19 protein-coding genes and 1 pseudogene are annotated in these 24,568 nt (G+C 71.2%); 6 read left to right on the top strand and 14 right to left on the bottom strand.

The features are described 5' to 3' along the window. Positions 1 to 45 precede the first annotated feature (45 nt). The 8 genes from AB0O48_RS24555 to AB0O48_RS24520 form a co-directional block, all read right to left on the bottom strand. Entirely contained in the window at positions 46 to 1,173 is a 1,128-nt protein-coding gene (locus AB0O48_RS24555; protein ID WP_357244658.1) for an ABC transporter permease, read from the bottom strand. After that, the gene (locus AB0O48_RS24550) at positions 1,170 to 2,678 is read right to left on the bottom strand and encodes a sugar ABC transporter ATP-binding protein (RefSeq protein WP_357245185.1); all 1,509 of its coding nucleotides are present in this window, start codon (positions 2,676 to 2,678) and stop codon (positions 1,170 to 1,172) included. Before AB0O48_RS24550 ends, AB0O48_RS24555 begins: the two co-directional genes overlap by 4 nt. A 134-nt stretch (positions 2,679 to 2,812) precedes the next feature. After that, positions 2,813 to 3,991: an ROK family protein gene (locus AB0O48_RS24545; RefSeq protein ID WP_357244655.1), complete on the bottom strand. Its 1,179-nt coding sequence runs from the start codon at positions 3,989 to 3,991 to the stop codon at positions 2,813 to 2,815. Positions 3,992 to 4,262: 271 nt separating this feature from the next. Then, on the bottom strand, positions 4,263 to 5,282 hold the full coding sequence (locus AB0O48_RS24540; protein ID WP_365068551.1) for a YihY/virulence factor BrkB family protein: 1,020 nt from the start codon (positions 5,280 to 5,282) through the stop codon (positions 4,263 to 4,265). 66 nt (positions 5,283 to 5,348) lie between these two features. Next, a complete protein-coding gene (locus AB0O48_RS24535; RefSeq protein WP_365068549.1) occupies positions 5,349 to 6,158 on the bottom strand; it encodes an ABC transporter permease in 810 nt (269 codons plus the stop codon). 9 nt (positions 6,159 to 6,167) lie between these two features. Continuing rightward, a complete protein-coding gene (locus tag AB0O48_RS24530; RefSeq protein ID WP_357573043.1) occupies positions 6,168 to 6,965 on the bottom strand; it encodes an ABC transporter permease in 798 nt (265 codons plus the stop codon). Positions 6,966 to 7,210: 245 nt separating this feature from the next. Continuing rightward, on the bottom strand, positions 7,211 to 7,402 hold the full coding sequence (locus tag AB0O48_RS24525; RefSeq protein WP_365068546.1) for a DUF397 domain-containing protein: 192 nt from the start codon (positions 7,400 to 7,402) through the stop codon (positions 7,211 to 7,213). Further along, positions 7,393 to 8,196 carry a helix-turn-helix transcriptional regulator gene (locus tag AB0O48_RS24520; RefSeq protein WP_365068544.1) on the bottom strand — a complete coding sequence of 268 codons (804 nt, stop codon included), beginning with the start codon at positions 8,194 to 8,196 and terminating at the stop codon, positions 7,393 to 7,395. The genes AB0O48_RS24525 and AB0O48_RS24520 overlap by 10 nt, the downstream gene beginning before the upstream one ends. Before the next feature lie 302 nt (positions 8,197 to 8,498). Here AB0O48_RS24520 and AB0O48_RS24515 point away from each other — a divergent pair, with 302 nt between their 5' ends. Continuing rightward, on the top strand, positions 8,499 to 8,714 hold the full coding sequence (locus AB0O48_RS24515; protein ID WP_357244636.1) for a flavin reductase: 216 nt from the start codon (positions 8,499 to 8,501) through the stop codon (positions 8,712 to 8,714). Positions 8,715 to 8,777: 63 nt separating this feature from the next. On the opposite strand, the gene AB0O48_RS24510 is transcribed toward AB0O48_RS24515, so the two are convergent. Both AB0O48_RS24510 and AB0O48_RS24505 read right to left on the bottom strand, forming a co-directional pair. Further along, positions 8,778 to 9,317: a hypothetical protein gene (locus AB0O48_RS24510; RefSeq protein ID WP_357573041.1), complete on the bottom strand. Its 540-nt coding sequence runs from the start codon at positions 9,315 to 9,317 to the stop codon at positions 8,778 to 8,780. A gap of 183 nt (positions 9,318 to 9,500) precedes the next feature. Then, positions 9,501 to 10,433, bottom strand: coding sequence for an ABC transporter ATP-binding protein (locus tag AB0O48_RS24505; protein WP_357244630.1), 933 nt, complete (start codon positions 10,431 to 10,433; stop codon positions 9,501 to 9,503). Positions 10,434 to 11,281: 848 nt separating this feature from the next. Here AB0O48_RS24505 and AB0O48_RS24500 point away from each other — a divergent pair. The 5 genes from AB0O48_RS24500 to AB0O48_RS24480 all read left to right on the top strand — a co-directional run bounded on the left by AB0O48_RS24500 (position 11,282) and on the right by AB0O48_RS24480 (position 18,094). Further along, positions 11,282 to 13,306 carry a TRAP transporter fused permease subunit gene (locus AB0O48_RS24500; RefSeq protein WP_365068768.1) on the top strand — a complete coding sequence of 675 codons (2,025 nt, stop codon included), beginning with the start codon at positions 11,282 to 11,284 and terminating at the stop codon, positions 13,304 to 13,306. After that, positions 13,303 to 14,325 (top strand): TAXI family TRAP transporter solute-binding subunit, encoded by a 1,023-nt coding sequence (locus AB0O48_RS24495; RefSeq protein ID WP_357244627.1) that lies wholly within the window; start codon positions 13,303 to 13,305, stop codon positions 14,323 to 14,325. Before AB0O48_RS24500 ends, AB0O48_RS24495 begins: the two co-directional genes overlap by 4 nt. A 63-nt stretch (positions 14,326 to 14,388) precedes the next feature. Continuing rightward, positions 14,389 to 16,740, top strand: a complete 2,352-nt coding sequence (locus tag AB0O48_RS24490) for a nitrate- and nitrite sensing domain-containing protein (protein ID WP_357573040.1) — start codon at positions 14,389 to 14,391, stop codon at positions 16,738 to 16,740. Beyond that, positions 16,737 to 17,129: a roadblock/LC7 domain-containing protein gene (locus AB0O48_RS24485; RefSeq protein WP_357244622.1), complete on the top strand. Its 393-nt coding sequence runs from the start codon at positions 16,737 to 16,739 to the stop codon at positions 17,127 to 17,129. The genes AB0O48_RS24490 and AB0O48_RS24485 overlap by 4 nt, the downstream gene beginning before the upstream one ends. Further along, on the top strand, positions 17,126 to 18,094 hold the full coding sequence (locus tag AB0O48_RS24480; RefSeq protein WP_357244619.1) for a TAXI family TRAP transporter solute-binding subunit: 969 nt from the start codon (positions 17,126 to 17,128) through the stop codon (positions 18,092 to 18,094). Before AB0O48_RS24485 ends, AB0O48_RS24480 begins: the two co-directional genes overlap by 4 nt. 16 nt (positions 18,095 to 18,110) lie before the next feature. On the opposite strand, the gene AB0O48_RS24475 is transcribed toward AB0O48_RS24480, so the two are convergent. From AB0O48_RS24475 to AB0O48_RS24460, 4 genes and pseudogenes are all read right to left on the bottom strand, one after another. Beyond that, entirely contained in the window at positions 18,111 to 18,647 is a 537-nt protein-coding gene (locus AB0O48_RS24475; RefSeq protein WP_357244616.1) for a hypothetical protein, read from the bottom strand. Next, a pseudogene (gene dnaG / locus AB0O48_RS24470) lies at positions 18,648 to 20,571 on the bottom strand (DNA primase). It abuts the gene before it with no gap. Between the two features lie 101 nt (positions 20,572 to 20,672). Further along, a complete protein-coding gene (locus AB0O48_RS24465; protein ID WP_365068539.1) occupies positions 20,673 to 21,272 on the bottom strand; it encodes a hypothetical protein in 600 nt (199 codons plus the stop codon). A 117-nt stretch (positions 21,273 to 21,389) separates the two neighbouring features. Beyond that, complete coding sequence (locus AB0O48_RS24460) at positions 21,390 to 24,554, bottom strand: BTAD domain-containing putative transcriptional regulator (RefSeq protein ID WP_365068537.1); 3,165 nt, start codon at positions 24,552 to 24,554, stop codon at positions 21,390 to 21,392. Between the last annotated feature and the right edge of the window lie 14 nt (positions 24,555 to 24,568).

Genomic DNA, 24,568 nt, shown 5'->3' with positions numbered 1-24,568 from the left:
CGGTGTCGAATTTCTCGACCTGGCCAGGGACATCGGTGCGGTGCGTCAGGTTGCGGTGGTGACCCTGTTCCGCGCGAAGAGCCGGGTGACGGACTTGAACTGGAACTGCTGGATCAGGACGGCGGCGACGATGATGCCGCCCTTGACCATGTTCTGCGCCTCGATGGAGAGGCCGTTGATGGCGAAGAGGTTGGTGATCGTGGCGAAGATGATGACGCCGAGCAGCGAGCCGACGATCGTGCCCCGGCCACCGCTGAGCAACGTCCCGCCGATGATCGCCGCGGCGATCGCGTCCAGCTCGTACAGGTTGGCCATCGCCGCCTGCGCCGAGGTGGCCTGCGAGGTGAGCATGATCGCCGCGATGCCGCAGCAGAGACCGGAGAGCGCGTAGAGCAGCATGGTGTGCCGCCGGACGTTGATGCCGGCCAGCCGGGCCGCTTCCGGGTTGCCGCCGACGGCGATGGTCCGCCGGCCGAAGGTCGTGCGGTTGAGCAGGACCCAGCCGGCCAGCACCACCGCGCCCAGGATGTAGACGAGGATCGGGATACCGATGATCTTGCGGGCCGCGATGTCGTTGATGACGGTGCTGGTCGACACCTGGGTCTGCTTGTTGGAGATCGACGCCGCGAGACCGCGGGCCGCCACCAGCATCGCGAGCGTCGCGATGAAGGGGACCAACTTTCCGTACGAGATGAGCACACCGTTGACCAGGCCGACGCAGATGCCGACCACGAGGGCGGTGAAGATCATGCCGCCGGCGCCGTAGCTCTGGGTGGCCACCGTGGTGCACCAGACCCCGGCCAGCGCGACGATCGCACCGACCGACAGGTCGATGCCACCGCCGATGATCACGAAGGTCATCCCGACCGTGACCACGCCGACGACCGAGGCGAGTTGCAGGATCGCCAGCACGTTGTTCCAGACCCAGGTCGGGTCGCCGTACAGGTCCGGCTTGGTGATCGCGCCGACCAGGATCAGCGCGGCCAGCACCCCGATCAGACCGAGGTTGCGCTTCGCGCCGTCACCGCCGTCGCCGCGCCACCAGGAAAGGCGGCCCGCCGACCCTGCCTTCTTGCTGGCCACCGCCGTCTCCGCCGGGTCCACCGGCGGCGACTGGGCCGGAAGCTGCGGGCGCTCCGGTGTCGCGGTGGGAGTGGGAGTCGCGTCGCTCATGCCGGTGCGCCTTCCATCAAGGACCCCGCCATCACGAGGTCGAGCACAGTGTTCTCGTCGAGTTCGCCGGCCGCTGCTTCACGCACGACCCGCCCTTCCCGCATCACCAGCACCCGGTCGGCCAGACCCAGCACCTCGGGCACCTCGCTGGAGACCAGCAGCACCCCGACGCCCTGCGCGGCCAAACCCCGGATGACCTGGTAGAGCTCAGCCCGGGCGCCCACGTCCACGCCCCGGGTGGGCTCGTCGAGCAGCAACAGCTTGGTGCCGCCGAGCAGCCACCGCCCGACCACCACCTTCTGCTGGTTGCCGCCGGACAGCGTGCGTACCGGCCGGTCGACGTCCCGGGGCCGCAGCTCCAGGCTCTCCGCGATCCGGTCCGCCTCGGCGCGCTCCTTGGCGGCGTTGGTGAAGCCGAGCCGCGCGTACCGGCCGAAGGTGGCCAGCGTGACGTTGCGGTAGATCGGTTCGCCGAGCAGCAGCGCCTGACTCTTGCGTTCCTCCGGGGCCATCCCCATGCCCGCCCGCACGGCGGCGCCGACGCCGGGACGCAGCGCCTTGCCGTTCATCCGGACCGAGCCGGCCTCCGCGAGACGGGCGCCGTAGATGGTCTCCAGCAGCTCGGAGCGGCCGGAGCCGACCAGGCCGGCGATGCCGACGATCTCCCCGGCCCGCACGTTCAACGAGACGTCGGCGAACTCACCGGTGCGGGTCAACCCCTCCACCTGGAGCAGGTCGGCGCCGGCGGGGTCCTCGGCCGGCCGGTCCGGGAAGACGTACTCGATGGTGCGGCCGGTCATCCGGCTGACCAGATCGCGGGTCGGGGTTTCGCGCGCCGGCAGGTTCGCCGCCGTGGTCCGACCGTCCTTGAGTACGGTGACCCGGTCACCGATCTCGCGGATCTCCTCCATGCGGTGGGAGATGTAGATGACGGCGATGCCCTGCGCGGTCAGCTCGCGGATGATCCGGAACAGGTTGCCGACCTCGTCGTGGGCCAGCACCGCGCTCGGCTCGTCCATGATGATCAGTCGGGCCTCGTGCGAGAGCGCTCGGGCCATGCTGACGATCTGCTTGCCGGCGGCCGGCAGCGACCGGACCATCCGGCCGGGCGGGATCTCACCGTGGCCGAGCCTGCTGAGGATCTGCCGGGTGTGCCGGGCCATCCGGCCGCGTCGGACGAACCCGAAGCTGCGGTACTCGTGCCCGAGGAAGGCATTCTCCGCCACCGACAGGTCCTCGACGAGGTCGAGCTCCTGGTAGATGGTGGCGATTCCGGCCTTCATCGCGGCCTGCGGGTTGGTGAACGTGGCCGGCTCGCCGCGCCACTCCACCTGCCCGGAATCCGGTTGGTGCACGCCGGAGAGCACCTTGATCAGGGTCGACTTGCCGGCGCCGTTCTGCCCGAGCAGGCAGTGCACCTCGCCGGCACGCACCTCAAGCTGCACACCGTCGAGTGCGCGTACGCCGGGGAACGTCTTGACGACATCGGTGAGGCGCAGGACCACCTCGCCCGCGACGGTGTCGGCGGGAGCCTCGACCAGCGGTGCCTCGGCGACGGCCTCGGCCGACGCGGTGGCGGGGTCATCCTCGGGCAGAGCCACAGTCTCCTCCTCGCTCACGACAGGATTTCGGTCAGGGTTCATGCGGCTTCCCCGAAGGCGACGTCGCCGGCGAGCACCGCCGCGCCGGTGACACCGGCACGTCCACCCAGCTCGGACAGCACGACCGGCAGGTTGCCGGTGGCCAGCGGCAGCGACCGGCGGTAGACCACACTGCGGATCTCGGCGAGCAGGATGTGCCCCAGTTGGGCCAGCCCGCCGCCGATCACGATCATCGAAGGGTTGGTGAAGCTGACCAGGCCGGCGAGCACCCCACCGACCCGTCGTCCGCCGTCCCGGATGAGCTGGATGCAGGTCACGTCGCCCTCGACGGCGCCCTCGGCGACGTCCAGCGCGGTCACGATCCCCCGCAGGGCCAGCCGCTCGGCCAGCGCCGGCGACGTCCCACTGCGGGCGGCGGTCGCGGCGTCCTTGGCCAGCGCGGCGCCGCTGAACAGCGCCTCCAGGCAGCCGACGTTGCCGCAGGAGCACATCGGGCCGTGCGAGTCGACCTGGATGTGGCCGATGTCGCCGGCGCAGCCGTCGGTGCCCCGGTAGACCTCGCCGGCGAGGTAGATGCCGCACCCGATGCCGGTGCCGATCTTGATGAACAGGAAGTCGTCCACCGAGTGGGCGACCCCGCCGTGCCGCTCACCGATCGCCATGATGTTGACGTCGTTGTCGACCACCGCCGGGCAACCGTGCTCCCGGCTGAGCAGCTCGCGCACCGGATACCGGTCCCAGCCGGGCATGATCGGCGGCGAGACCGGAACGCCGTCGCGGAAGCTGACCGGACCGGGTACGCCGATGCCCACCGCGTCCAACCGCTCGTACGCGCCGTCGACCCGGGCCTTGTGCAGCAGCTCGTTGACCCGTTGCAGGGTCACCTTCGGTCCGTTGCGGATGTCGGCCGGCTCGGTGTAGTGGGCGACCGGTTCGAGGCGGCCGTTGACCACCTCGATGTCCATCGAGCTGGCACCGAGGTCGACCGCGGCGAAGCGCAGCTTCGGGTTCAACTCGACCAGGGTGGAGCGTCGTCCACCCCGGGAGGCGGCGAGCCCCGCCTCGGCGACGTAACCCAGTGCGACCAGACGATCCAGCTCGGCCAGCATGCGCGGGCGAGGCATCTGGAGTCGGTCGCCCAACTCGGCGCGGGAGACGGCCCCCTCGTCGCGGAGCAACCGCAACAGCCGTACGTGCAGGGGGTCGACGGTGCGCACCGGGGGTCACCTCTTCATTGGCATCGTTCACATCGACGCAATGTCGAAGTGTTGTGTCCGACACAGTAGGAGCGCTCTGCACCGCGTGTCCAGAGCTTCAACCGTTCCGAGATGAACTTTTGTCCGAAAGAACAAAAGCTACTAGTCGATCAAGAAAAGGATCACGGGCCGCCTGCGTCCGCTCGCCCGCAGTTGCATCGACACACACGAAAATGCCCCGCCGACCAATGGCTGGTGGCGGGGCGGTTTCGGGTTTGCGGTGCGGGAACCGTCAGCGGCGGCCGGCGGCGTTGCGCTTCTTGCGGAGCTTGCGGTCGTCGCGCAGCTCGACGTACGGCTCGTCGTCGACTCCATGGCCGGCCGCGATGGCACGGCCCCGCTCCAACTCGGCGTCGAACTCGGCACCCAGCAGGATCGCGATGTTGCTCAGCCACAGCCAGACCAAGAAGATGATCACACCGGCCAGCGCCCCGTACGTCTTGTCGTACGAGCCGAAGTTGCTCACGTAGAGGGCGAACAGACCGGAGATCACCAGCCAGATCACCACGGCCAGCACCCCACCCGGGCTGACCCAGCGGAAACCGCCGTGCCGGGCGTTCGGTGAGGCCCAGTAGAGGATCGCGAACATCAGGCTGACCAGGATCAACAGCACCGGCCACTTGGCGACGTCCCACACCGTGACCGCGGTCGCGCCGAGGCCGACGACGTCCCCCACCGCCTCGGCGAGACGGCCGGTGAAGACCACGATCACCGCGCTGACCAGCAACAGCGCCCCGACCACCGCGGTCACGCCGAGACGGATCGGCAGCGTCTTCCAGATCGGCCGGCCCTCCGGCACGTCGTAGATGCTGTTCGAGGCGCGCATGAACGCGCCGATGTAGCCGGACGCGGACCAGAACGCGGCCACCACACCGATGATCGCCGCGACGCTGGCCAAACCGCCGTTCTTGTCCGCCGTGGTGATCGCGTCGGTGACGATCTGCCGGATGCTGTCGTTCGGCACCGCCTGGTCGACGGTGTCCTTGACCCCCTCGGTGGCACCCGTGCCCAGCAGGCCGAGGATCGAGATCAGCACCAGCAGGCCGGGGAAGATGGACAGCACCCCGTAGTAGGTGAGCGCCGCCGCCCAGTCGGTCAGGCTGTCGTCCTGGAATTCGCTGACCGTGCGCCGCAGCGCCGCCTTCCAGCCGCTGCCAGGCAGATCGGTGGGGCTGTCCGGCCCCGCGTCGGGCCCGACCGGCGCACTGGCGTCGGCAGGCGTCCGGCGGGCGGCAGACTCGTCCGAGGCCATCGCCCCTCCTCATCGTCGGTGGTGGTGTCACCTCCGACATGCCCCGTGGACCGGCGCCGATAACCCCTACTGGTCGAGCAACCTGCCCATCCGGCGCGACGCCACCAGCAGGCCGGCCGCCAGCACCGCCAGCAGGTAGAGCACGTCGAGCAGCCAGAGCCAACCCCCGGTGCCCAGCGCGAGGCCACGGATGAGGTGCACCGACCGGTACAGCGGGGTGATCTCGACCAGCCAGTGCAGCAGGGTCGGGTACGCCTGCGCCGGCACGAACGTGCCGGAGAAGAGGAACAGGGTGAACTGCGCGGAGGCCACCAGGTCGAAATCCTGCCAGCTGCGCATGAACGTGGAGACCGCCATGCCGAGCGCCCCGAACGCGAACCCGACAAGCACCGCGGCCGGCAGGGCGGTCAACGCACGGGTGACGCTGGTCAGATCCAAGGCGATCATCACACCGAGGAACGCGGCCGAGTAGGCGCTGCCCCGCAGCATCGCCCAGCCCAGCTCACCGAGGGCGATCTCGAACGGCCGTACCGGGGTGGCGATCATCCCGTCGTACAGCTTCATGTACTTCATCTTGCCGAAGAAGTTGAAGGTGGTCTCGGAGAGCGCCCCGGTCATCGCCGAGGAGGCCAGCATCGCCGGAGCCACGAACTCGGCGTACGGCACCAGCCGCCCGTCGGGCAGCGGCAGGTCGCCGATCAGCGTCCCGACGCCCACGCCGATGGAGAGCAGATAGAGCAGCGGTTCCAGGAAGCCGGAGAGCAGGAGCAGCCAGTAGACCGACTTCAGCGCCGCGACGTTGCGCCCCACCACCGACGCGGACCGCCGGGAGGCGGAGGAGACGTCCACCAGCCGGGGCAGGAGCAGCGTGACCACGGGATCTCCCTAGACGACGAGCTTGCGGCGGAAGGCGCGCAGCGCCAACAGCCAGCCGACACCGGCCCACGCGGCCAGGTAGAGCAGGTGCCCGGCGATCGACCACTGGGGGACGACCCCGAGCGTGGCCGCGCGGCAGAGGTCGACGGCGTGCCACAGCGGCGTCGCGTACGCCAGCCACCGCAGCGCGTCGGGCAGCGACTCCACCGGGAAGAACACCCCGGCGAAGAGCGTCATCGGGATGACCGCGAACCGGAACAGCATCGCCAGCCAGTTGTCGGTGGACACCCAGGCGGTGTACGCGAAGACCGGCGCGGCAACGGCCAGCCCCAGCAACGCCACCACCGGCAGGGTGGCCACCGCCCACGGCGAGCGCAACGCCCCGAACAGCCCGGTGACCAGCAGGAACGCCGCGATGGTGGTGAGCACCCGGAACAGCACGAAAGCCAGGTGCCCCAACACGATGTCGCCGACCCGCAGGGGCGAGGCGCTCTGCGCGAAGTAGGTCTTGACCCACTGGAAGTTGCTGAACACCGGCCAGGTCGAGTCACCGACCGTCACCTGCAGCGCGGTCGAGGCGATCAGCCCGGGGACCAGCCAGTCGAGGTAGCGCACCCCGTCGACGCCCTGGTCGACGTAGGCGCCGACGCCCATCCCGAAGCCGACAACTGTCAGCACCGGCAGCAGGAACGAGGAGAACACCCCGGCCCGCCAGGTGCGACGAAGACCGACCAGGTAGTGCTCGAACACCGCCCAGGCCGGCACCCACGGCAACCGCGCCCGCCCCGCCACACGCACCACGACCACCCCCGTCCCCGACCTTCCTACCCCCGGGGTACGACAGGCCGCCGGCCACCCTACGACGAGCACGTCGCCGTGTCGCCCGGGTTTCGGCCGGCTCGTCGCTGATGATCCACTCGGGTTCACGGAAACCGGGGGGTCCACAGCGCTGCGACACCCCGGTTTGCAGGAAACCGAGTGGATCTGGCGGTCCGAAGCGCCGGCAACGGGCGACCGACGCGACCCGCCGCGACCCGCCGCGACCGGCTCAGCTACCCGCGAAGGGCGCCGAGCCCGACGAACGCACGCCACGCGTCCGGCGCGAAGACCAGCACCGGGCCGGTCGGGTCCTTCGAGTCACGAACGGCCACCACCCCGGGCAGGTTGTCGGCCACCTCCACACAGGCACCGCCGCTGCCGTTGCTGCGGGTGCTCTTGCGCCAGCGGGCGCCGGTCAGCTCCATGTCTCCGCCACTTCCGCGATCAGGTCGAGGGACTGCTGCTGCGATAGTGCCTCGCCGCGGATCGACTCCCACACCTCGACCATCTGCCGGACGTACTCGGCCCGGTCGATCACCTGCCCGTGGCGCTGCCCGTCCAGGAAGACGACATCCTCACCGGTGGCTGTGGTGGCGATCACGAAGGGACCATCGAGCCCAGCGTACGCACCGGCAGACAGCGGCACGACCTGGATTCGGACCCGGGGCAGGGCCGAGCCGAGCTTGACCAGGTGCCGCAACTGCTCGCGCATCACCTCCGGCCCGCCGATGTGGCGGCGCAGCGCGTACTCGTCGACGACCACGCTGAGCAGCGGTGGCCGGTCCCGGGTGAGCACGCCCTGCCGATCGAGCCGGGCGGTCACCTGCTGCTCGACCTCGTCTGCCGCGAAGAGCCCGGCACCGGCCAGGATCGCGCGGGCGTACCCCTCGGTCTGCACCAGGCCCGGCACGTAGAGCGGCTCGAACCACCGCAGCGCGGTGGTCTCCTGCTCGACGCCGGCCCAGTCGCGGAACCACGGCACCACGGCCTCGCGGCTGATCCGCCGTTGGATGCGTTCGAACCGGCCGTCGGCCGCGAACACGGCGTCGCACCGTCGCGCGAAGTCCAGGCTCGGCCGCCGCTCGGACGTCTCCACCTTGGCGACCAGGGCTCCTGAATAGCTCAGGGCCTCGGCAAGCGTCGCCTGGGACAGGCCACTCGTGGCCCGGGCCAGGCGCAGCTCCTCGGCGAAGTGCTCCAGCATGGACGAACTCTCCACGGACAGCCTCCGTACATCCTCGTACCGTGCCGGGCCGATCACCGCACGCGCTGGTCGTCGGCGCGCGCAATCTCCCACGGTAGTCGGATCCTCAGCAGACTGTCACGCAGCGGAACCGCTCACGGGCAGAGGACGGCGGGCGGAACCAGGCTGGGAGCGTCCCGTGACCACGGTCCGGGGCGCTCCCCTCCCACCCGACGGAGGTTCCCCGTGCGACTCAGGTGCCGGCGACGCGCCCGCCCGAACGGCAGCCACTGGTTGCGGGATCGGGACAGCCTCTGATGCCCCGCTACCGCCCACACGTGGCAGCGCGCCCCTCCTGGCGCTGCCGGGTCTGCGGTGCGGCGTGGCCCTGCTCCCCGGCCCGGCTGGCGCTGCTCGGCGAATATCGCGAGGACCGGATCGGCCTGCTCGTCTACCTCGCCACGTTGCTGTGCGAGGCGACCGGGGATCTGCCAGGCCAGGCCGTTGACGATCGGCTGAGCGACCGCTTTCTCACCTGGGCCAGAGCCCGCTGATTGTTGGCAGCTCGATCACGCGGGAGACGATCGGACCACCTCGCTCGCGGGGGCCTCCGCCGGTCAGGCCGGTCGGTGGGCGCGGACCAGCGCCTGCACGGCGTAACCGAGCAGCAGCACTCCCGCGCCGACGCCGACCACCAGACCCGCGGACACCGCCGAGGCGAGGCCGGTGACCAGCCCCGCCACTGCCACCAGGCACAGCGCGACGCCGAGCGGACGCAGCAGCGGGTCCCGCAGGAGCGGGGCGAGCGGGAAGAAGTGCAGGCCGACCACCAGGCAGACCAGCACCGGCACGTACTCGGACCAGCCGGCGGCGACAAGCACGGCGGCACCCAGCCCGGCGGCGGCGAATTCGGCGACGACGATGAGCAGGTACGGGCGGTCGGCTGCCCGGTCCCGAGGGCTGCCGGCGCCTCGGAGTCGGGCCGCCAGCACGCCACCCAGCGCGGCGGTGAGCAGTGCGGCGATGCTGCCCACCACCAGCAGGGCGCGCAGCGGTTGTTCCGCCGCCGGCACACTGAACCAGACCATCGCGAAGATGCCCAGGTAGAGGGCGGTCAGCCCGGCCTGACGTCGGTTGGCGGTCACCAGATCGGACATGAAGCTCCTTCGGGGTACGACAGGCCGCCGGTCACCCTAACGGCGGCCCGGCAGCCGTCAACCGTCGCCCGCCCGCAACCCGGCGCGCCCGTGCCCGGCCCCCGCCTCGTGATCGACTCGACGTCCGGGAAGTCGGGGCGTCAGCGCCACGCCGACACCCCGATCTCCGGACAGCCGAGTGGGTCAGTCGACCAGGGTGCGGCCGGTCAGGTGCAGGAAGACGTCCTCCAGGCCGCTGCGCCGCACCAGCACGTTGGCCGGGTCGAGCCCGAGCGCGGCGACGTCGGCGACCGCCGCGTCGCCGTCGGGCACGTAGAGCAGGACCCGGTCGGGCAGCACCTCGACCCGCTCCCCCAGGCCGTCGAGCTTGCGGGCGAACGGCTCCTGCGACTCGGCGGCGAAGCGCAGCTCGACCACCTCCCGGGTGGAGTGTCGCTCGATGAGCGCCCGAGGCGAGCCCTCGGCGACGATCCGCCCGCCGTCCATCACCACCAGCCGGTCGCAGAGCTGCTCGGCCTCGTCCATGTAGTGCGTGGTGAGCACCAGCGTGACGCCCTGCTGCTTGAGCCGGAACAGCCGCTCCCACACCAGGTGCCGGGCCTGCGGGTCGAGCCCGGTGGTCGGCTCGTCGAGCAGCACGATCTCCGGATCGTTGACCAGCGCGCGGGCGATGGTCAACCGGCGCTTCATCCCGCCGGACAGCGGATCGACCTTGCTGTCGGCCCGCTCGGTGAGCCGGACGAAGTCGAGCAACTCGTCGGCCCGTTCCCGGGCCGCTCGGCGGGCGATGCCGAAGTAGCGTGCGTAGACCGTCAGATTTTCCCGAACGGTCAGCTCCGGGTCGAGATTGTCCAACTGTGGGCACACGCCCAGCCGGGCTCGGATCGCCGGACCGTCGGCGACCGGGTCCATGCCGAGGATGCGCAGCTCACCACCGCTGGGTGGGGACGTGCACCCGACCATCCGCATGGTGGAGGACTTGCCCGCGCCGTTGGGGCCGAGGAAACCGAACGCCTCACCCGAGCGCACCTCGACGTCGATGCCATCCACGGCGGTGAAGTCACCGAAGCGCTTCACCAACCCTCGCGCCTGAATCAGTGGCCGCCCCGAAGTCACCGCCAGACCCTATCCGCCGGGTCCGACAACCCTCCACGCAAATTCGACGCCAGACCCCACCCCCCACCGCGTCGATCTTGCCGTTGAGCCCAATCCGAGCCGGAATGAGTGGTCGCCCGAAGGCACCACCGGCCCCGAACCGACACCGCGGACAGCACCACCCCAATAGCGCGTCGACCGGATCAAGATCACCATGGATGGCCCGGACCGTCAGCAGTGCCGGGTCTTTGCAATTTGTCGGCGGCAAAGAGGCTCCGGGATTCAGCAACACCCGGATGGCCGACGCGATAACAAGAAGGTCACACCGGCAAGTTTTTTCGCCTCGCGACGGGGCAAGACCGAACCGGACGAAGATGGGCAAAGCAGCGCGAAGCCGGCGTGCCGCGACGAATGATGTGACTTTTAGTGATCACATGTTGGGGATGCGTATCCGTTGGTTCCCACCACTCACCGACCCCGCGAGCGGGACCACGCAGCCTGCACCACCTGCCGAATCGCCGACTGTCCGCGACTGCCGCAGACACGAATCCCATTCTAGAATCGACATTCTCGGGGATTCCCCTCAGCAAACAATAGTCACCCACAGCAATCACGATCAACAATATTCCCAGACAGCGCAGTCCCCCGTAGTGTCCCCCAGCGTGTCATCCGCCCAACCTGTTCAGGACTCCGTCCCCTCGCCCCGAAACGACGACGCCCCCGCACCGGCCGACATCGACGAACAGCCGCTGACGCCAGCCGCCGAGAAGGGGCCAGCCGCCGAACCCGGTGGGACCGATCCCGTGCCCGTGGGCGGGCAGCCCGACCGCGAGCTGACCGCACAGTTCGAGGACGAGAAACCGGGCCGGGTGTTCACCGGGCCACTCGGCTTCTTCTTCGCGGGCGTCACCCTTGCCGTCGCGCTCCTCGCCATCTACCAGGTCTTCTTTCCGCTGGCTCAGGGCAGCAAGTTCTACCTGATCATCTTCCTCGCCGGCGTCCTGCCGATGGTCTTCCTGGCGTATCCGTCGGGAGTGCGCCTGCCCCGACGAGGCACCCCGGCAGCGCGGACCGACCCGGCGAGCAGACCGACGAGCCGGATGCGCCCCACCCCGGTCGACTGGGTGCTCGCCGTGGCCGCGTTGCTGAGCTGCCTCTACCCGGTGTTGCCGGTGGCCGTCGGTACGGGAGGCGGCGGATACGACGCCTTCCTCGACCGACAGGGGCTGCTCGACCCGGTCGACCTGATGCTGGGCACCGTGCTGCTGCTCCTGCTGCTGGAGGCGTGCCGCCGAACCACCGGGTGGATCCTGCCGGCGGTCTGTCTGCTCTTCCTGGCCTTCGGCTACTACGGCGGGCTGCTGCCGCAGTCCTGGCCGGTGGCCCATGCCGGTCTCGACTTCGGGCAGCTCATCGACGCGTTCTACAACTCCGACAGCGGCTTCTACGGGACCCCACTGGACGTGGCCGCCTCGTACATCGTGCTCTTCACCATCTATGGCGCGGTGCTGGACCTCTCCGGCGCCGGTCGGTTCTTCGTGGAACTCTCCGCCGCCGCGTTCCGCCGCTCCCGCACCGCACCGGGACGCACCGCGGTGGCCGCCGGCTTCCTCCTCGGAACCGTCTCGGGTTCGGGTGCGGCCACCACGGTCAGCATCGGCTCGGTCACCTGGCCGATCCTGCGCCGAGCCGGCTATCCGCCGGAGCGGGCCGGCGGCATGCTCGCCGCCGCCGGCGTCGGCGCGATCCTGTCACCGCCGACGCTGGGGGCCGCCGCGTTCATCATCGCCGAGTACCTCGGCGTCTCGTACCTCCAGGTGCTCGGCTGGGCCACCGTGCCGACCCTGCTCTACTACCTGGGCATCCTGCTCGCGGTCGAGATCGACGCCCGCCGCTCCGGAGTACGTCGGGTCACGATCGACGCCGGGTCGGCCTGGTCGCTACTGGCCCGTTTCGGCTACCACTTCCTCTCGCTGATCGTGATCGTCGTGATGCTCGCCCTCGGCGCCTCGGCGACCAGGGCGGTGGTGCTGGCCACCGCGTTGGCGGCCGTGCTCTCCTTCCTGGACCGGCGGCACCGACTCACCGCCGCACGCCTGATCGAGGCGCTCAGCAACGGAGTGCGCGGAGTGTTGGCGGTCACCGCGGTCTGCGCCGCCGCCGGCATCATCACCGCCACCACCACCAAGACCGGGCTCGGCCCGCAGGCTGCGGCGCTGCTGCTCAGCGGCGCCCAGGCGATCAGCTCCGACCCATTCGTCGTGCTCCTGCTCACCGCCCTGCTCGCCGCGCTCGCGCTCACGCTGCTCGGCCTGGCCGTGCCGGTCACCGCCTCGTTCGTGATCGGCTGGGTGATCATCGGCCCCGCGCTGCTCAACCTGGGCGTCGCCGCACCCGCCGCGGCGATGTTCGTCTTCTACTTCGCGGTGCTCTCCGAGGCCTCGCCGCCAACCGCGCTCGCCGCGGTGGCCGCCGCCGCCGTCACCGGCGGACGACTGGTCCCGACCATGTGGCAGACCCTGCGGTACGCGCTACCCGCGTACCTCATCCCGATCGCCTTCGTGCTCACGCCAACCGGGCTCGGGCTGCTCGGTATCGGCGGGGTGGACCGCATCCTGCTGGCCGGTCTGACCACCGCGCTCGGGGTCGCGGTGCTCGCGGTGGCGGCCGGTGGATGGCTGCCCGGCATCGGCCCGGCCGGAAGGCCCGAGCGGATCGTCGGCGCGCTCGCCGGGCTGGTTCTGCTGTGGCTCGAACCTGTCCCCGTCATGGTCGGCGCCGCCCTGGTCGCGCTCACCGTGGCGGGTGTTCTGCTCCGTCGCGGAACGGCCAACCGGACGGCCGCCGCCGGCAGGGGCGTCAACCAGAAAGACCATCAGAAGGAGAACAGGTGAGACGGATCAACGTGCGAATCGCCGCGAGTCTCGGGGCAGTCACCCTGCTCACGGCCGGCGTCGCCGGATGCGGAGGCCGTCAGAAGAATGCGGCCACCGACGACACCTCCAGCGCGGTCGGCTGCGAGGTCACCAAGGACACCCGGGTCGGCATCGCCACCGGCAACGCCACCGGGGTCTACTACGTCGTCGGCAACGCGCTCGCCGGGCAACTCGCCACGGCCAGCGGCGGCAAGCTCACCGGCACCGCCGCCGAGACCGGCGCCTCGGTGCAGAACATCGAGCAACTCGTCGCCGGACAGTACGACGTCGCCTTCTCGCTCTTCGACACCGCGGTCAACGCGACGCAGGGCAAGGGGAGCTTCAAGGGGCCGCAGCCGGTGAAGGCGCTCGCGCGCATCTACGACAACTACACCCAGGTCGTCGTCCGGGCCGACGCGGGAATCACCTCGGTCGCCGAGATGAAGGGCAAGAAGATCTCCACCGGATCGCCCAAGTCGGGTACCGAGGTCATCGCGCAGCGGCTACTCACCGCGGCCGGCCTCGACCCGGCAAAGGACATCCAGGCACAGCGACTCGATCTGACCAAGACCGTCGACGGCATGAAGGACGGCAGCATCGACGGCTTCTTCTGGTCCGGCGGCACCCCGACCGGCGGCGTCACCGACCTCTTCACCACCGCGGCCGACAAGGTGAAGTTCATCGACATCAGCCCGCTGCTGCCGAAGATGGCAGAGCTGAACCCCGCGTACCAGGCCGGCACGATCGCCAAGGACGTCTACCAGACCCCCGCCGACGTCCCGACCATCGTGGTGCCGAATGTGCTGCTGGTCCGCGACGACCTCGACGCCAACGTCGCCTGCGTCATCACGAGGACCGTGTTCGAGAAGAAGGACGCCCTCAGCCAGGCCAACCCGGCGGCCAAGGGCATCGACCTGACGAACGCGCGCAAGACCGACCCGGTGCAGCTGCACCGTGGGGCGGACACGGCGCTGACGAAGCTGAACGCCGCAAGCTGATCCGATCGTCCCGGCCCGGGCTCACCGCCCGGGCCGGGCACCATCCCGACCCGGGAGGCCCCCGTGCCGCTCCCCGCCCACGTACGCCAGCATCGCACCGGCGGTGTTCTCGAGAACCTTCGCTCGATCCGCACCCAGCTACTCGCGCCGATCCTGGTGACGATCATCAGTCTGACCGTGCTCGGTGCCGCGCAGACCAAGGCCGCCCTGGACGCCAGCGCGGACGCCGACCGGGCCCGTGTCCTCTCCGGCACCGCCACCGTCACCGTCCAGCTGGTTCACGAACTGGAGCGGGAACTCGGCGAGACGGCGGCGCTGCGCCAACGCGGCGGCACCGCCGGACGGCCACTCGTGGACGCCCAACGGCGCCGCGTCGACGCTGCCGTCGAGCGGTTCCGCTCCGCCGATGAGCAGGCCCGGGAGTCGGTGCCCGAGCTGACGTCGGTGCTCGGCAGGGCCAGAGGTCAACTCGATGGGCTCTCCCCCAACCGCGCCCTGGCGCTGATCGGCACTGAGGCGGACACGGCGTACGCCCGTACCGTCGAGTCCCTGCTGGCCGTCGCGGACGCGCTGCCGGCTCAGTTGCGTGACCCGGAGTTGGCCAACGCCGCCCGGGAGGTCGCCTCCGTCGCCACCCAGGAGCACCTGGCCTCCGTCGAACGTGACCTGCTGCGCGCCGTCTTCGTCCGGGGCCGCCTCGACGCCGGCGAGCTTGCCTCGCTGGGTTCGCTCAACGGTGCTCAGGAGCAGCGCGAGGCCGAGTTCCTCCGGATCGCGACCGACACGGCGAGCAGGTCCTGGGCCCGGCTGCTGACCGGCGGTGACGTGGAGACGGCCCGCACCATGCGGAACGCGGTGCTGGAGACCGACGGTGGCGCCGAGGCGATGAAGACCGATGGCGACGCCTGGTTCGTGGCGCAGAGTGGCACCCTGCGCCGATACAACCTGCTCGGCCGTGAACTCTCCGAGGACCTCGACCGCGACGCGGCGGCGCTGGCCCAGGACACGCTGAGGAAGGCCCTGCTCACCGGTGGGGTGACCGGTGCCGTGGCGCTCGGCTCGCTGATCACGGCCGTGGTGCTGGCGATCCGGATCAGCCGGCGGTTGAGCCGCCTGCGGGCCGCGGCGTTGGCCATGGCGAACCACGAGCTACCGGAGCGGATCACCGCCATCGCCGCCGGGGCGGAGCGCCCGGACGAGAGCGCCGCTGGCGCGGCCACCGCCGCGATAGCGCGTGGTCACGACGAGGTCGCCCAGGTCGCCGCGGCTTTCGGCACGGTCAGCCAGGCCACGCTGCGCCTTGCCGGCGCGCAGGCCGAGTTGCGCCTGGACATGACGCGGATGGCCGAGGCGCTGGCCCGGCGGATCCGCACCCTGATCACCCGCCAGCTACGGCTGCTGGACGACTTCGAGCGCGAGGAAACCGATCCCCGGATCCTCGAACGCCTCTTCGCACTGGATCACCTCGCCGCACGCCTGCGTCGCAACGGGGAGAACCTGCTGGTCCTCTCCGGCGGGGAGCCGAGCCGGGGGCACGAGACTCCGCTGCACCTGGAGGACGTGGTCCGGGCGGCGGCCTCGGAGATCGAGCACTATCCCCGGGTGGAGCTGAACCTGCCGGCGGCCGGGGTGCACGGCGCGGCGGTCGGCAGCCTGGTGCACCTGCTCGCCGAACTGTTGGAGAACGCCACCGTCTACTCACCGCCGCACACGCCCGTGCTGGTCGACGGCCGGCAGACGGTGGACGGGCTGCTGCTGCGGGTCCACGACCACGGAATCGGCATCCGGCCGGGCCGACTGGCGTCGATCAACGACCGGCTCGCGAGGCCAGCCATGATCAGCAGTGCGGCGGCCGGCAGCATGGGACTGCACGTCGTGGCTCACCTGGCCGTCCGGTACGGGATTCGGGTGCAGCTCTACAGCACCGACAGCGGCACCATCGCCCAGGTGCAACTCCCCGACCAGCTGTTGACCCGGATCGAGACGGTCGCCCATCACCAGCCCGTGGCGGGTCGGCCACTGGCCGGACGGCCGGCGGCCTGGTTCCGACCGGCCAGCAACGCTGCCGCCGGGGCACGGCCACTTGTCGCCGCCCAGGGCGCGGCGGGCGGGCAGGCTCGCGGCGTCGCCACGGTACCGCCGCCCACCGGGCCGATTCCCAGCGCTGCTCCCGCGCCGCCGCCGGCCGCCCCACCGACCCCGCAGTTCACCGCCGGCGGGCTGCCTCGTCGGAGCCGCGGTGACCAACTGCCCGCGCAGCTACCCGAGCACCTGTCCCCACCACCGTCCCCCGTCAGCGAGTCGGATCTGCTCGACCCCGAGGTGGTCCGGCGTCGCCTCACCGCCCTCGCCGAAGGCGTCGCGAGCGCCGCCCGCTCCAACCCGTACACGACACCCAACGGGAGAATCCGATGACCACACCCGCGCCAACAGGTCTGGACTGGCTGCTCGCGAACTTCGTGGACCAGGTTCCGGACGTGTCGCACGCCCTCGCGGTCTCCGAGGACGGGCTTCGACTGGCCGCCTCCCCACACCTCTCGATCGACCAGGTCGATCAACTCGCCGCCGTGATCAGCGGACTGGCGAGTCTGACCGTCGGCGCGGCCCGACTGATGTCCGCCGGCCGCGTACGCCAGCAGATCGTCGACATGGACGGCGGTGTGCTGCTGGTGATGGCGGTCGGCTCACGCGCGCTGCTCGGCGTGCTCGCGGCACCCGGCTGTGACCTCGGCCAGATCGGCTACGAGACCGCAACCCTGGTACAGCGAGTGGCCGAGGCCCTGGAGCCGGCGGTACGCCGGTGACCACACGAGTGCGGCGGCTGGTGGCGGCGCTGCTGCTGGCCGTGCTCGTCGCCGGTTGCGGTGGCGAGTCGCCCCCGTCGGACGCCTGGCACGGCGGGCGCATCTTCCTGGCCACCGGCAACACCACAGGCGTCTACTACCAACTCGGCGGCGGTTACGCGGACCTGATCAATCGGAATCTGCCCGGCTACGAGGCGCGGGCCGAACCGACCGGCGCCTCGGTGGAGAACATCAACCGCCTGACCACCGGCGACATGGAGATCGCGTTCAGTCTCGCCGACACCGCTGCCGACGCCATCGCCGGAAAGGGCGCGTTCGACGGGAAGCCGCAGCCGGTTCGCGCGCTGGCCCGCATCTACAGCAACTACACGCATCTGATCGTGCGCGCCGACAGCAAGATCGAGAACGTCGCCGACCTGCGCGGCAAGCGGGTCTCCACCGGCTCGCCGAAGTCCGGCACCGACATCATCGCCGGCCGGCTGCTCACCGCGGCCAGTCTCGATCCGGACCGCGACGTCCGACGGCTCACCCTGTCGCTGCCCGAGACGGTGAAACAGATGCGGGCCGGGAGGCTGGACGCCCTGTTCTTCTCCGGTGGTCTGCCCACCCCCGGCATCAAGGACCTGCTCACCAGTTCACCGGGGGCGTTCCGGCTACTGCCGCTGGACAACCTCCTCCAGCCGTTACAGAAGGGCTACGGCCCCGTCTACACCACCGCGACGCTGACCGCCAACGTCTACAACACGGCGAGTGACGCGCCCACCATCACCGTGGCGAACGTGATCCTGGTCAGCGCCGACATGCCCGACGGCCTGGCGTACGACCTCACCCGGACGCTCTTCGACCACCAGAGAGAACTGATCGCCGTCCATCCCGAGGCGGCGAACTTCACCCGGGCCAGTGCCGCGCTGAGCGAGCCGATCCCACTGCATCCCGGCGCCAGCCGCTACTACCAGGGGAGTTGAGCAACCGAGCGTTCGCTCAGAGGTCGCCCGGAGCCGTGGCGGCGCGGGCCACGCCGACCAGGCGGTCGGTCTCGGCGAGCAGGGCCTCGTCGTCCGCCGGGGTGCCGGGATCGAGGCGGACCGTCCAGGTGAGACCGTCGGCCCCCGCCACGCGGCGGGCCGCGACCCGCGCCGCGCCGCCGGGCACCGGCTGGTGCTCGGTGTACGCGACCGAACGCGTCACCCGCGCCCGCACCTGGTGTGGCAGCTCCTGCGGATCGAGGAGGAAGTAGGTCTCGGCCGGGCCGTCGGCGACGAGCGTGTAACCGTCGCGTTCGGCAACTGTCTCGGCCGGTGTGACGGTCAGCTCCCGGCCGGACCAGACCGCCTTGAGGATGGTGTGCCAGCCGAGCCGGTGCCCTCGACCGGGCAGCCACAGCCCGAGGTTGCTGGCGACCACCACCCCGTCGCCCTCGCCGTTGCCGACGGCCGCCCAGGCCAGCACCCGTTCGTCCGGGGCCAGCGGCGGCCGGTCGGCCGGTGGCAGCTTCGGCTTGCGGCTGAACAGTCCCATCTAGAGGCCTCCCGCAGCCTGCTCACGCAACGCCCGGGCATGCTGCTCCAGGGACAGCAGCTCACCGAAGGCGGCGAAGTACTCGTCCTTGTTGTTGACCGGGTTGATCCGCTGGATGCGCGACTTGAGGTCCCGGACGCGGGCGGTCACCGACCCGAACTGCACCCGCGCCATCGTGATCGACACGTAGCGCGGGTCCGGTTCGCCGTCGATGCGCAGCGGCTCCACCGCCAACTCACCGACGAGGGCCGCCGCGGCCAGATCCTCGCAGGCGTCCCGGACCGACTCGATCCAGACCGCGCCGCCGGTCGCCGACGCGGCCCCACCGGCGGTCGCGATGGCGGTACGCACCGCGACGTGCACCGGGTGGCGGTATTCGGGCGCCTCGACCGCGTCGAACATCGGCCCCGCCAGGACCGGTTGCTGGAGGGCGAGCTTCAGCGCCTCCCGCTCGACCATCGACTGCGGGCTGTCCAGGGCCGGCTCGGGGCGAGCCGGGGCGGGCCGGGCGCCGGAGGCGGCGGCGCGGTTGCCGGGGGCGGCGTCGCGCGTGCCGGGCGGCGGGGTGTTGGCGGCGGCGAGCACCGCCCGCTGCACCGGCTCGATCTCCATCCCGAGGTCCATGGCGAGCTTGCGGACGTACTCGGGGCGCTTTTCCCGGTCCTTGAGTCGCGCGACAAGCGGCGCGGCGTGACGCATGGCCTCGACCCGGCCGTCGACGGTGTCCAGGTCGAAGCGGCTGATCACGTGACGCAGCGCGAAGTCGACGAGCGGCTCCCGGCGGGCGACCAGATCCCGCACGGCCAGGTCACCCTTGGCCAGCCGCAGGTCGCACGGGTCCATGTTGTCCGGGCTGACCGCGATGAACGTGCGCCCGACGAACCGCTGGTCGTCCTCGAAGGCCCGCAGTGCGGCCTTCTGGCCGGCGGCGTCACCGTCGAAGGTGAAGATGATCTCGCCGGCCACCTCGTCGCTGTCGAACAGGAGCCGCCGCAGCACGGAGATGTGGTCCGCGGCGAACGCGGTGCCGCAGGTCGCCACCGCCGTGGTCACCCCGGCCAGGTGGCAGGCCATCACGTCGGTGTAACCCTCGACGATGACCGCCCGGCCCTGCTTGGCGATCTCTCGTTTGGCCTGGTCGATGCCGTAGAGCACGTGCGACTTCTTGTAGATCGGCGTCTCGGGGGTGTTCAGGTACTTCGGGCCGTCGTCGTCGTCGAAGAGCTTGCGCGCGCCGAAGCCGATCACGTCGCCGGCGAGGTCGCGGATCGGCCAGAGCAGCCGACGGCGGAACCTGTCGATCAGGGTGCCGGAGCGGGACTCCCGGGACAGCCCGGCCGTGACCAGCTCCTGGTGGGTGAAGCCCTGCTGGCGCAGGTGCTTGGTGAGCGGGTCCCAGCCCTCCGGCGCGAAGCCACAGCCGTAGCGCTCGGCGGCGGCCCGGTCGAAGCCCCGTTTGGCCAGGAACTCCCGGGCCGGCCGGGCGCCCGCCGTGCTGAGCTGCGCCCGGTAGAACTCGACGGCGGCGGCGTGCGCGGCGACCAGGCGCTGCCGTTGACCCTGCTGCGGGCGGGGGCGCGGGGTGCCCTTGTCGTCCTCGATGTAGCGCAGTTGGATGCCGGCACGGCCGGCCAACCGCTCGACGGACTCCACGAAACTGAGGTGGTCGGCGTCCATCAGGAACTTGATGGCGTCGCCGCCGGCCCCGCAACCGAAGCAGTACCAGACGTTGCGGGCCGGGGACACGTTGAACGACGGGCTCTTCTCGTCGTGGAACGGGCACAGGCCCTTCAGGTTGCCGCCGCCGGCGGACTTCAGGGTGACGGTCTCGGAGATCACATCCCCGATCGAGGTGCGTTCCCGGACCAGTGCGATGTCCTCGTCCCGGATCCGCCCAGCCATGCGCCACCCCCTCGGCGTACATCCTGCCCTGCCGGACCGACGACACGCCGGCCGGGGGATGCCGGTGTGGCGGCCACCGCTGCCGGCTGGGCGGTTCCGGCCCGCGGGCCGGTCCGCGCAGGGTCAGGCCAGGCCGGCGCACGCCGTCTGGACGGCGGCGTTGAGGCCCGTGTCACCGCAGTCGGTGGCTGCCGAGGTACGCGCGACGACCCGCCAGCCCTTGGCCTCCTGGTGGAGGAACATCTGGCCGTCGGGGATCTCGGCCGGCTGCGGGGCGACAGCCATCAGCCGGGCGTAGCCGTTGCGGCAGGCGAAGACCGCGACGTCCTGCACAGTCTGCCCGCTCACTGCCGCTCTGGTGGCCGCGAGCAGGACCTCGGGGCGGCAGGACGGCGTGTCGGTGACGTGTTGCTCGTCGTCCAGACGGATCGGCCGGGTGGTGGTCGGGGCCGGGTCGACCGCCCGACCGGCGCCCGCACCGGGCCGAGCCGAGGCGGAAGCCGGTGGCGCGGGGACGCCGGAGGTCGGGACGGTCGCCTGCGGTCCGGGAGCGGTCGGCTCCGGCGCGGGAGCGGTCGGCTCCGCCGCGGCGACCGGCGCCGACGAGGTCGGGGCGGGAGCACTCGCCGCCCCGCCGGTGCGCTCGTCGTGCGCACATCCGGCCGCCGGCAGGGCCAGCGCCACCGCCGCCACCAGGCACGCGCCACTGCGTCGAATCGTCATGATCATTTCTCCTTCTCGTCGGACTGCCGTCCGGGGCGATGCCCGGTGCTGGTCCGACGCTAGGGAGGTGGCCTGCGGTTGGTCTTGACGAAACCTGGAAGCCAAGGTCACCGGCAGTCAGACCAGGTGCGCACCGGTCACGGTCCGGCCCGCCAGGGCTGTCGCGGCGCACCCGCACCGCCACCGCTCGTGCCAGTCCGGCACCTCGCGGGCTTCCCGCGTGCCGAGCCGCTCGAAGGTCAACGCGGCGGTCTCCCACACCCGGTGCGCCGACGCGACGTCACCCAACGCGGCGTGCGCCGCACCAAGATCGCGCAATGTCCGTGCCGCACCGAGATCATGGTGCAGTTCGGCCCAACCGTCGTGGGCCAGCCCGAGGGCCTCCAGGGCGGCCCCCGGCCGCCCAGCCGCCAGGTGCAGCTCACCGACGGTCCGCTGGACCAGCGCACTGCCGAACCTGTCATTCAACCGGCGGCACGTCGCCAGGCTGCGCTCCAACGGCGCCAGTGCCCGACCCACGTCACCCTGCCGCAGCCACACCTTCGCCAGCGCCTGCTCGGTGTAGCAGGCGAGCAGCTCGTCACCGCTCGCCACGATCAGCTCGTGGGCCTGAGCGCACCAGCGCTGCGCGTCGTCCAGCTCACCCCGGGCCCGGTGCACGAGGCCGATCCCCCGGGCGGCGATGGCTTCCCCCCGGACGTGACCGAGCGCCCGGTACGCATCCATGGCCCGGCCGATGAACAGCACCGCCTCCTCGTCGTCGCCGAGATCCCGCAGGCAGTGTCCGATCCCGTAGGTGGCGTGCGCGGCCGCGTTGTCGCCGCCGATCCGGTTCAGCACCTCGGCCGCCGCGGTCAGCAACGGGACGGCCTCCCGGTGCCGGCCCACCTCGCGCAGCACGGCGCCGAGCCCGCTGCGCGCTGCCGCCGACCCGTGCTCGTGATCGGACGCCTCGAACAGCTCGATGGCGCTGCGGAAATTCTGTTCGGCCTCGACGAACCGGTCCTCCTTGTAACGCAGCAGCGCGATGCCGCACGCGATCACCGCCTCGCCGACGGCGTTCCCGGCGGCACGTGCCGCCGCGGACGCCGCCGCGTGGGTGCGCCCCCAGCCGACGAAGTCGTTCCGGACGGCGAAGGACGCATAGACCAGCGCGTCCGCCAGCGCGCAGGCCGCCACGTCCATGCCAAGGTCCGCGGCCCGCTCCACCGCGACGATGAGTGTCGACGCCTCGACCTCCAGCCAGCCGGGTAGCTGATGGTCCGCCGGGAGCGGGACCGTCGGCACGTCGACCGGCTGCGGGGTCTGCCGGTAGAGCGGCGGAACGGCGTACGGCTGCCGTTGGTTGAGCCGTTCCCCCAGGTCGGTGGCCGTCGCCAGGACTCGGGCCACCGCGGCGCGCAGCGCGACGTCGGCGTCCTCGTCGACGGCGCGTTCCCAGGCGAACAGCCGGACCAGGTCGTGGATGTGGTAGCGGAGCAGCCCGTGCGTCGGGTCGGGTAGGGCGGTCACCAGCCGGGCGTCGGCGAGTTGCTCCAACAGCTCTTCGGCATCGTCCACCGACCCGCCGATGAGCGCCGCCACCAGCCACTCGGCGAAGCTCGGCACCCCGAGAAAGCCGAGCAGCCGGAACGCCCGTCGGGCCGCCGGATCGAGCGCCTGGTAGCCGACCCCGACGCTGACCCGCACGGCCAACCCGTCCGCGGTCATCTCGTCGAGCCGCCCGCGTTCGTCCCGCATGCGCTCGGCGAGGCGGGCGATCCGGCGGTGTGGGCGCGCCGCGATCCGCGCGCCGACGATCCGCAGGGCGAGTGGCAGACCCGCGCACATCTCCACAAGCGCGTCGGCCGCCTCCGGTTCCGCCGCCACCCGGTCCGGCCCGATGACGCGATCCAACAGGTGGATCGAGTCGGCCTGGTCGAGCAGTGGCACCTCGATGTGTTCGGCACCGGGAACGGTGGTCAGCAGTGCCCGGCTGGACACGATCAGGGCGCTGCCCGGGCCGCCGGGCACCAGGGGCCGGACCTCCTCGGCGCTAACCGCCGAGTCGAGCACGATGAGGAAGCGCCGCCCGCTCAACATGGCCCGGTACTGCCCAAGCTTGTCCGCCAGCGTGGGGAGCTGGTGGATGTTCGTGGCGCCGAGGGCCCGCAACACCCGGTCGACCGCCTCCCCCGGGTCACGGCCGCGACCACTGAGCGTGACGAAGATCTGACCATCCGGGTACGCGTGCCGCAGCAGATACGCCAGTCGGATGCTGAGGGCAGTCTTCCCGACCCCACCCAGACCGGAGAGGATCAGCACGGGTGCGGCGGTGCCCTCGGCAGGCCGACCATCCGGTTGCAGCACCGTCAGCGCGCGGGAGATCTGCGCTTCGCACCCGACGTGATCGGGCAGGTCGGCCGGGAGCTGACACCCGGGTCCCGCGCCGGTGCGGTGCGGCGGCTCCGGGTCGGCCTCCACCGGCACGGGTACGACGGCAGACGGCTGCGCCGGGCGCGGCACCTCGACAACGGGTGTGGGCGCCACCGGTGCCCGCAGGGTGCCGCGCAGGATCTCCCGGTGCAGGTCCTGGAGGTCTGTCCCCGGGTCGACCCCCAGGTCGTCAACGAGTCGGGCCCGGGTCCGGGCGTACAGCTCAAGTGCCTCGGCTCGGCGTCCGTTGAAGTAGAGGGCCCGCATCAGGCTCAGCACCAACGGCTCGACGAGCGGGCTTCGGTCCACGGCCAGGGTGAGCCGCTCGGTGACCGGGCCGGGCCGGCCGTGGGTGATCTCGCTGTCGGCCCAGTCGAGCAGGACCCGGATGAGCTGTTGACGCAGACCCTCCCGGACCCGCGACGCCCAGTCGCCGGGCAGGCCGTCGAGGGGTTCCCCGCGCCACAGGTCGATCGCTTCCCGGAGCAGAGCCGGGCGGTCCGGATGCTCGGCCGGCAGGCCCTGCGCCTGCTCGGCGAGGCGGCGCAGCCGGTGCAGGTCCACGCGGTCCGGGTCGGCGGAGAGGAGATAGCCGGTCTGACTGCGACCCACGGTGATCGGCACCGTCTCGGCAGACCGGGCGGTGGTCAGGATCCGCCGGATGCGGGTCAGGTAGGTGTACAGGACGCCGCGTGCGTCGGCCGGCGGCGTCTCGTCCCAGACGCGATCGACGAGCGCCTCGATCGGCACGCTGCGACCCGCGTCGACGGCGAGTACGGCGAACACCAACCGCTGCTTCGGCGGACCCAGCTCCACCGGTTGCCCGTCGACCACAACCTGCAGGTCACCCAATATCCGTAGTTCCACGGCTTCGCCCCCGC

The sequence above is a fragment of the Micromonospora sp. NPDC085948 genome, assembly GCF_040686315.1.
Taxonomy (GTDB): Bacteria; Actinomycetota; Actinomycetes; order Mycobacteriales; family Micromonosporaceae; genus Micromonospora.
The sequence above is the reverse complement of the archived record's forward strand: the minus strand, read 5'-3'. Positions and strand labels throughout refer to the sequence as shown.

Coding starts and splice junctions, on each gene's coding strand:
- AB0O48_RS24555 (WP_357244658.1), bottom strand. CDS start 1,173: ATGAGCGACGCGACTCCCACTCCCACCGCGACACCGGAGCGCCCGCAG.
- AB0O48_RS24540 (WP_365068551.1), bottom strand. CDS start 5,282: ATGGCCTCGGACGAGTCTGCCGCCCGCCGGACGCCTGCCGACGCCAGT.
- AB0O48_RS24525 (WP_365068546.1), bottom strand. CDS start 7,402: ATGGAGCTGACCGGCGCCCGCTGGCGCAAGAGCACCCGCAGCAACGGC.
- AB0O48_RS24510 (WP_357573041.1), bottom strand. CDS start 9,317: ATGTCCGATCTGGTGACCGCCAACCGACGTCAGGCCGGGCTGACCGCC.
- AB0O48_RS24485 (WP_357244622.1), top strand. CDS start 16,737: ATGACCACACCCGCGCCAACAGGTCTGGACTGGCTGCTCGCGAACTTC.
- AB0O48_RS24475 (WP_357244616.1), bottom strand. CDS start 18,647: ATGGGACTGTTCAGCCGCAAGCCGAAGCTGCCACCGGCCGACCGGCCG.
- AB0O48_RS24465 (WP_365068539.1), bottom strand. CDS start 21,272: ATGACGATTCGACGCAGTGGCGCGTGCCTGGTGGCGGCGGTGGCGCTG.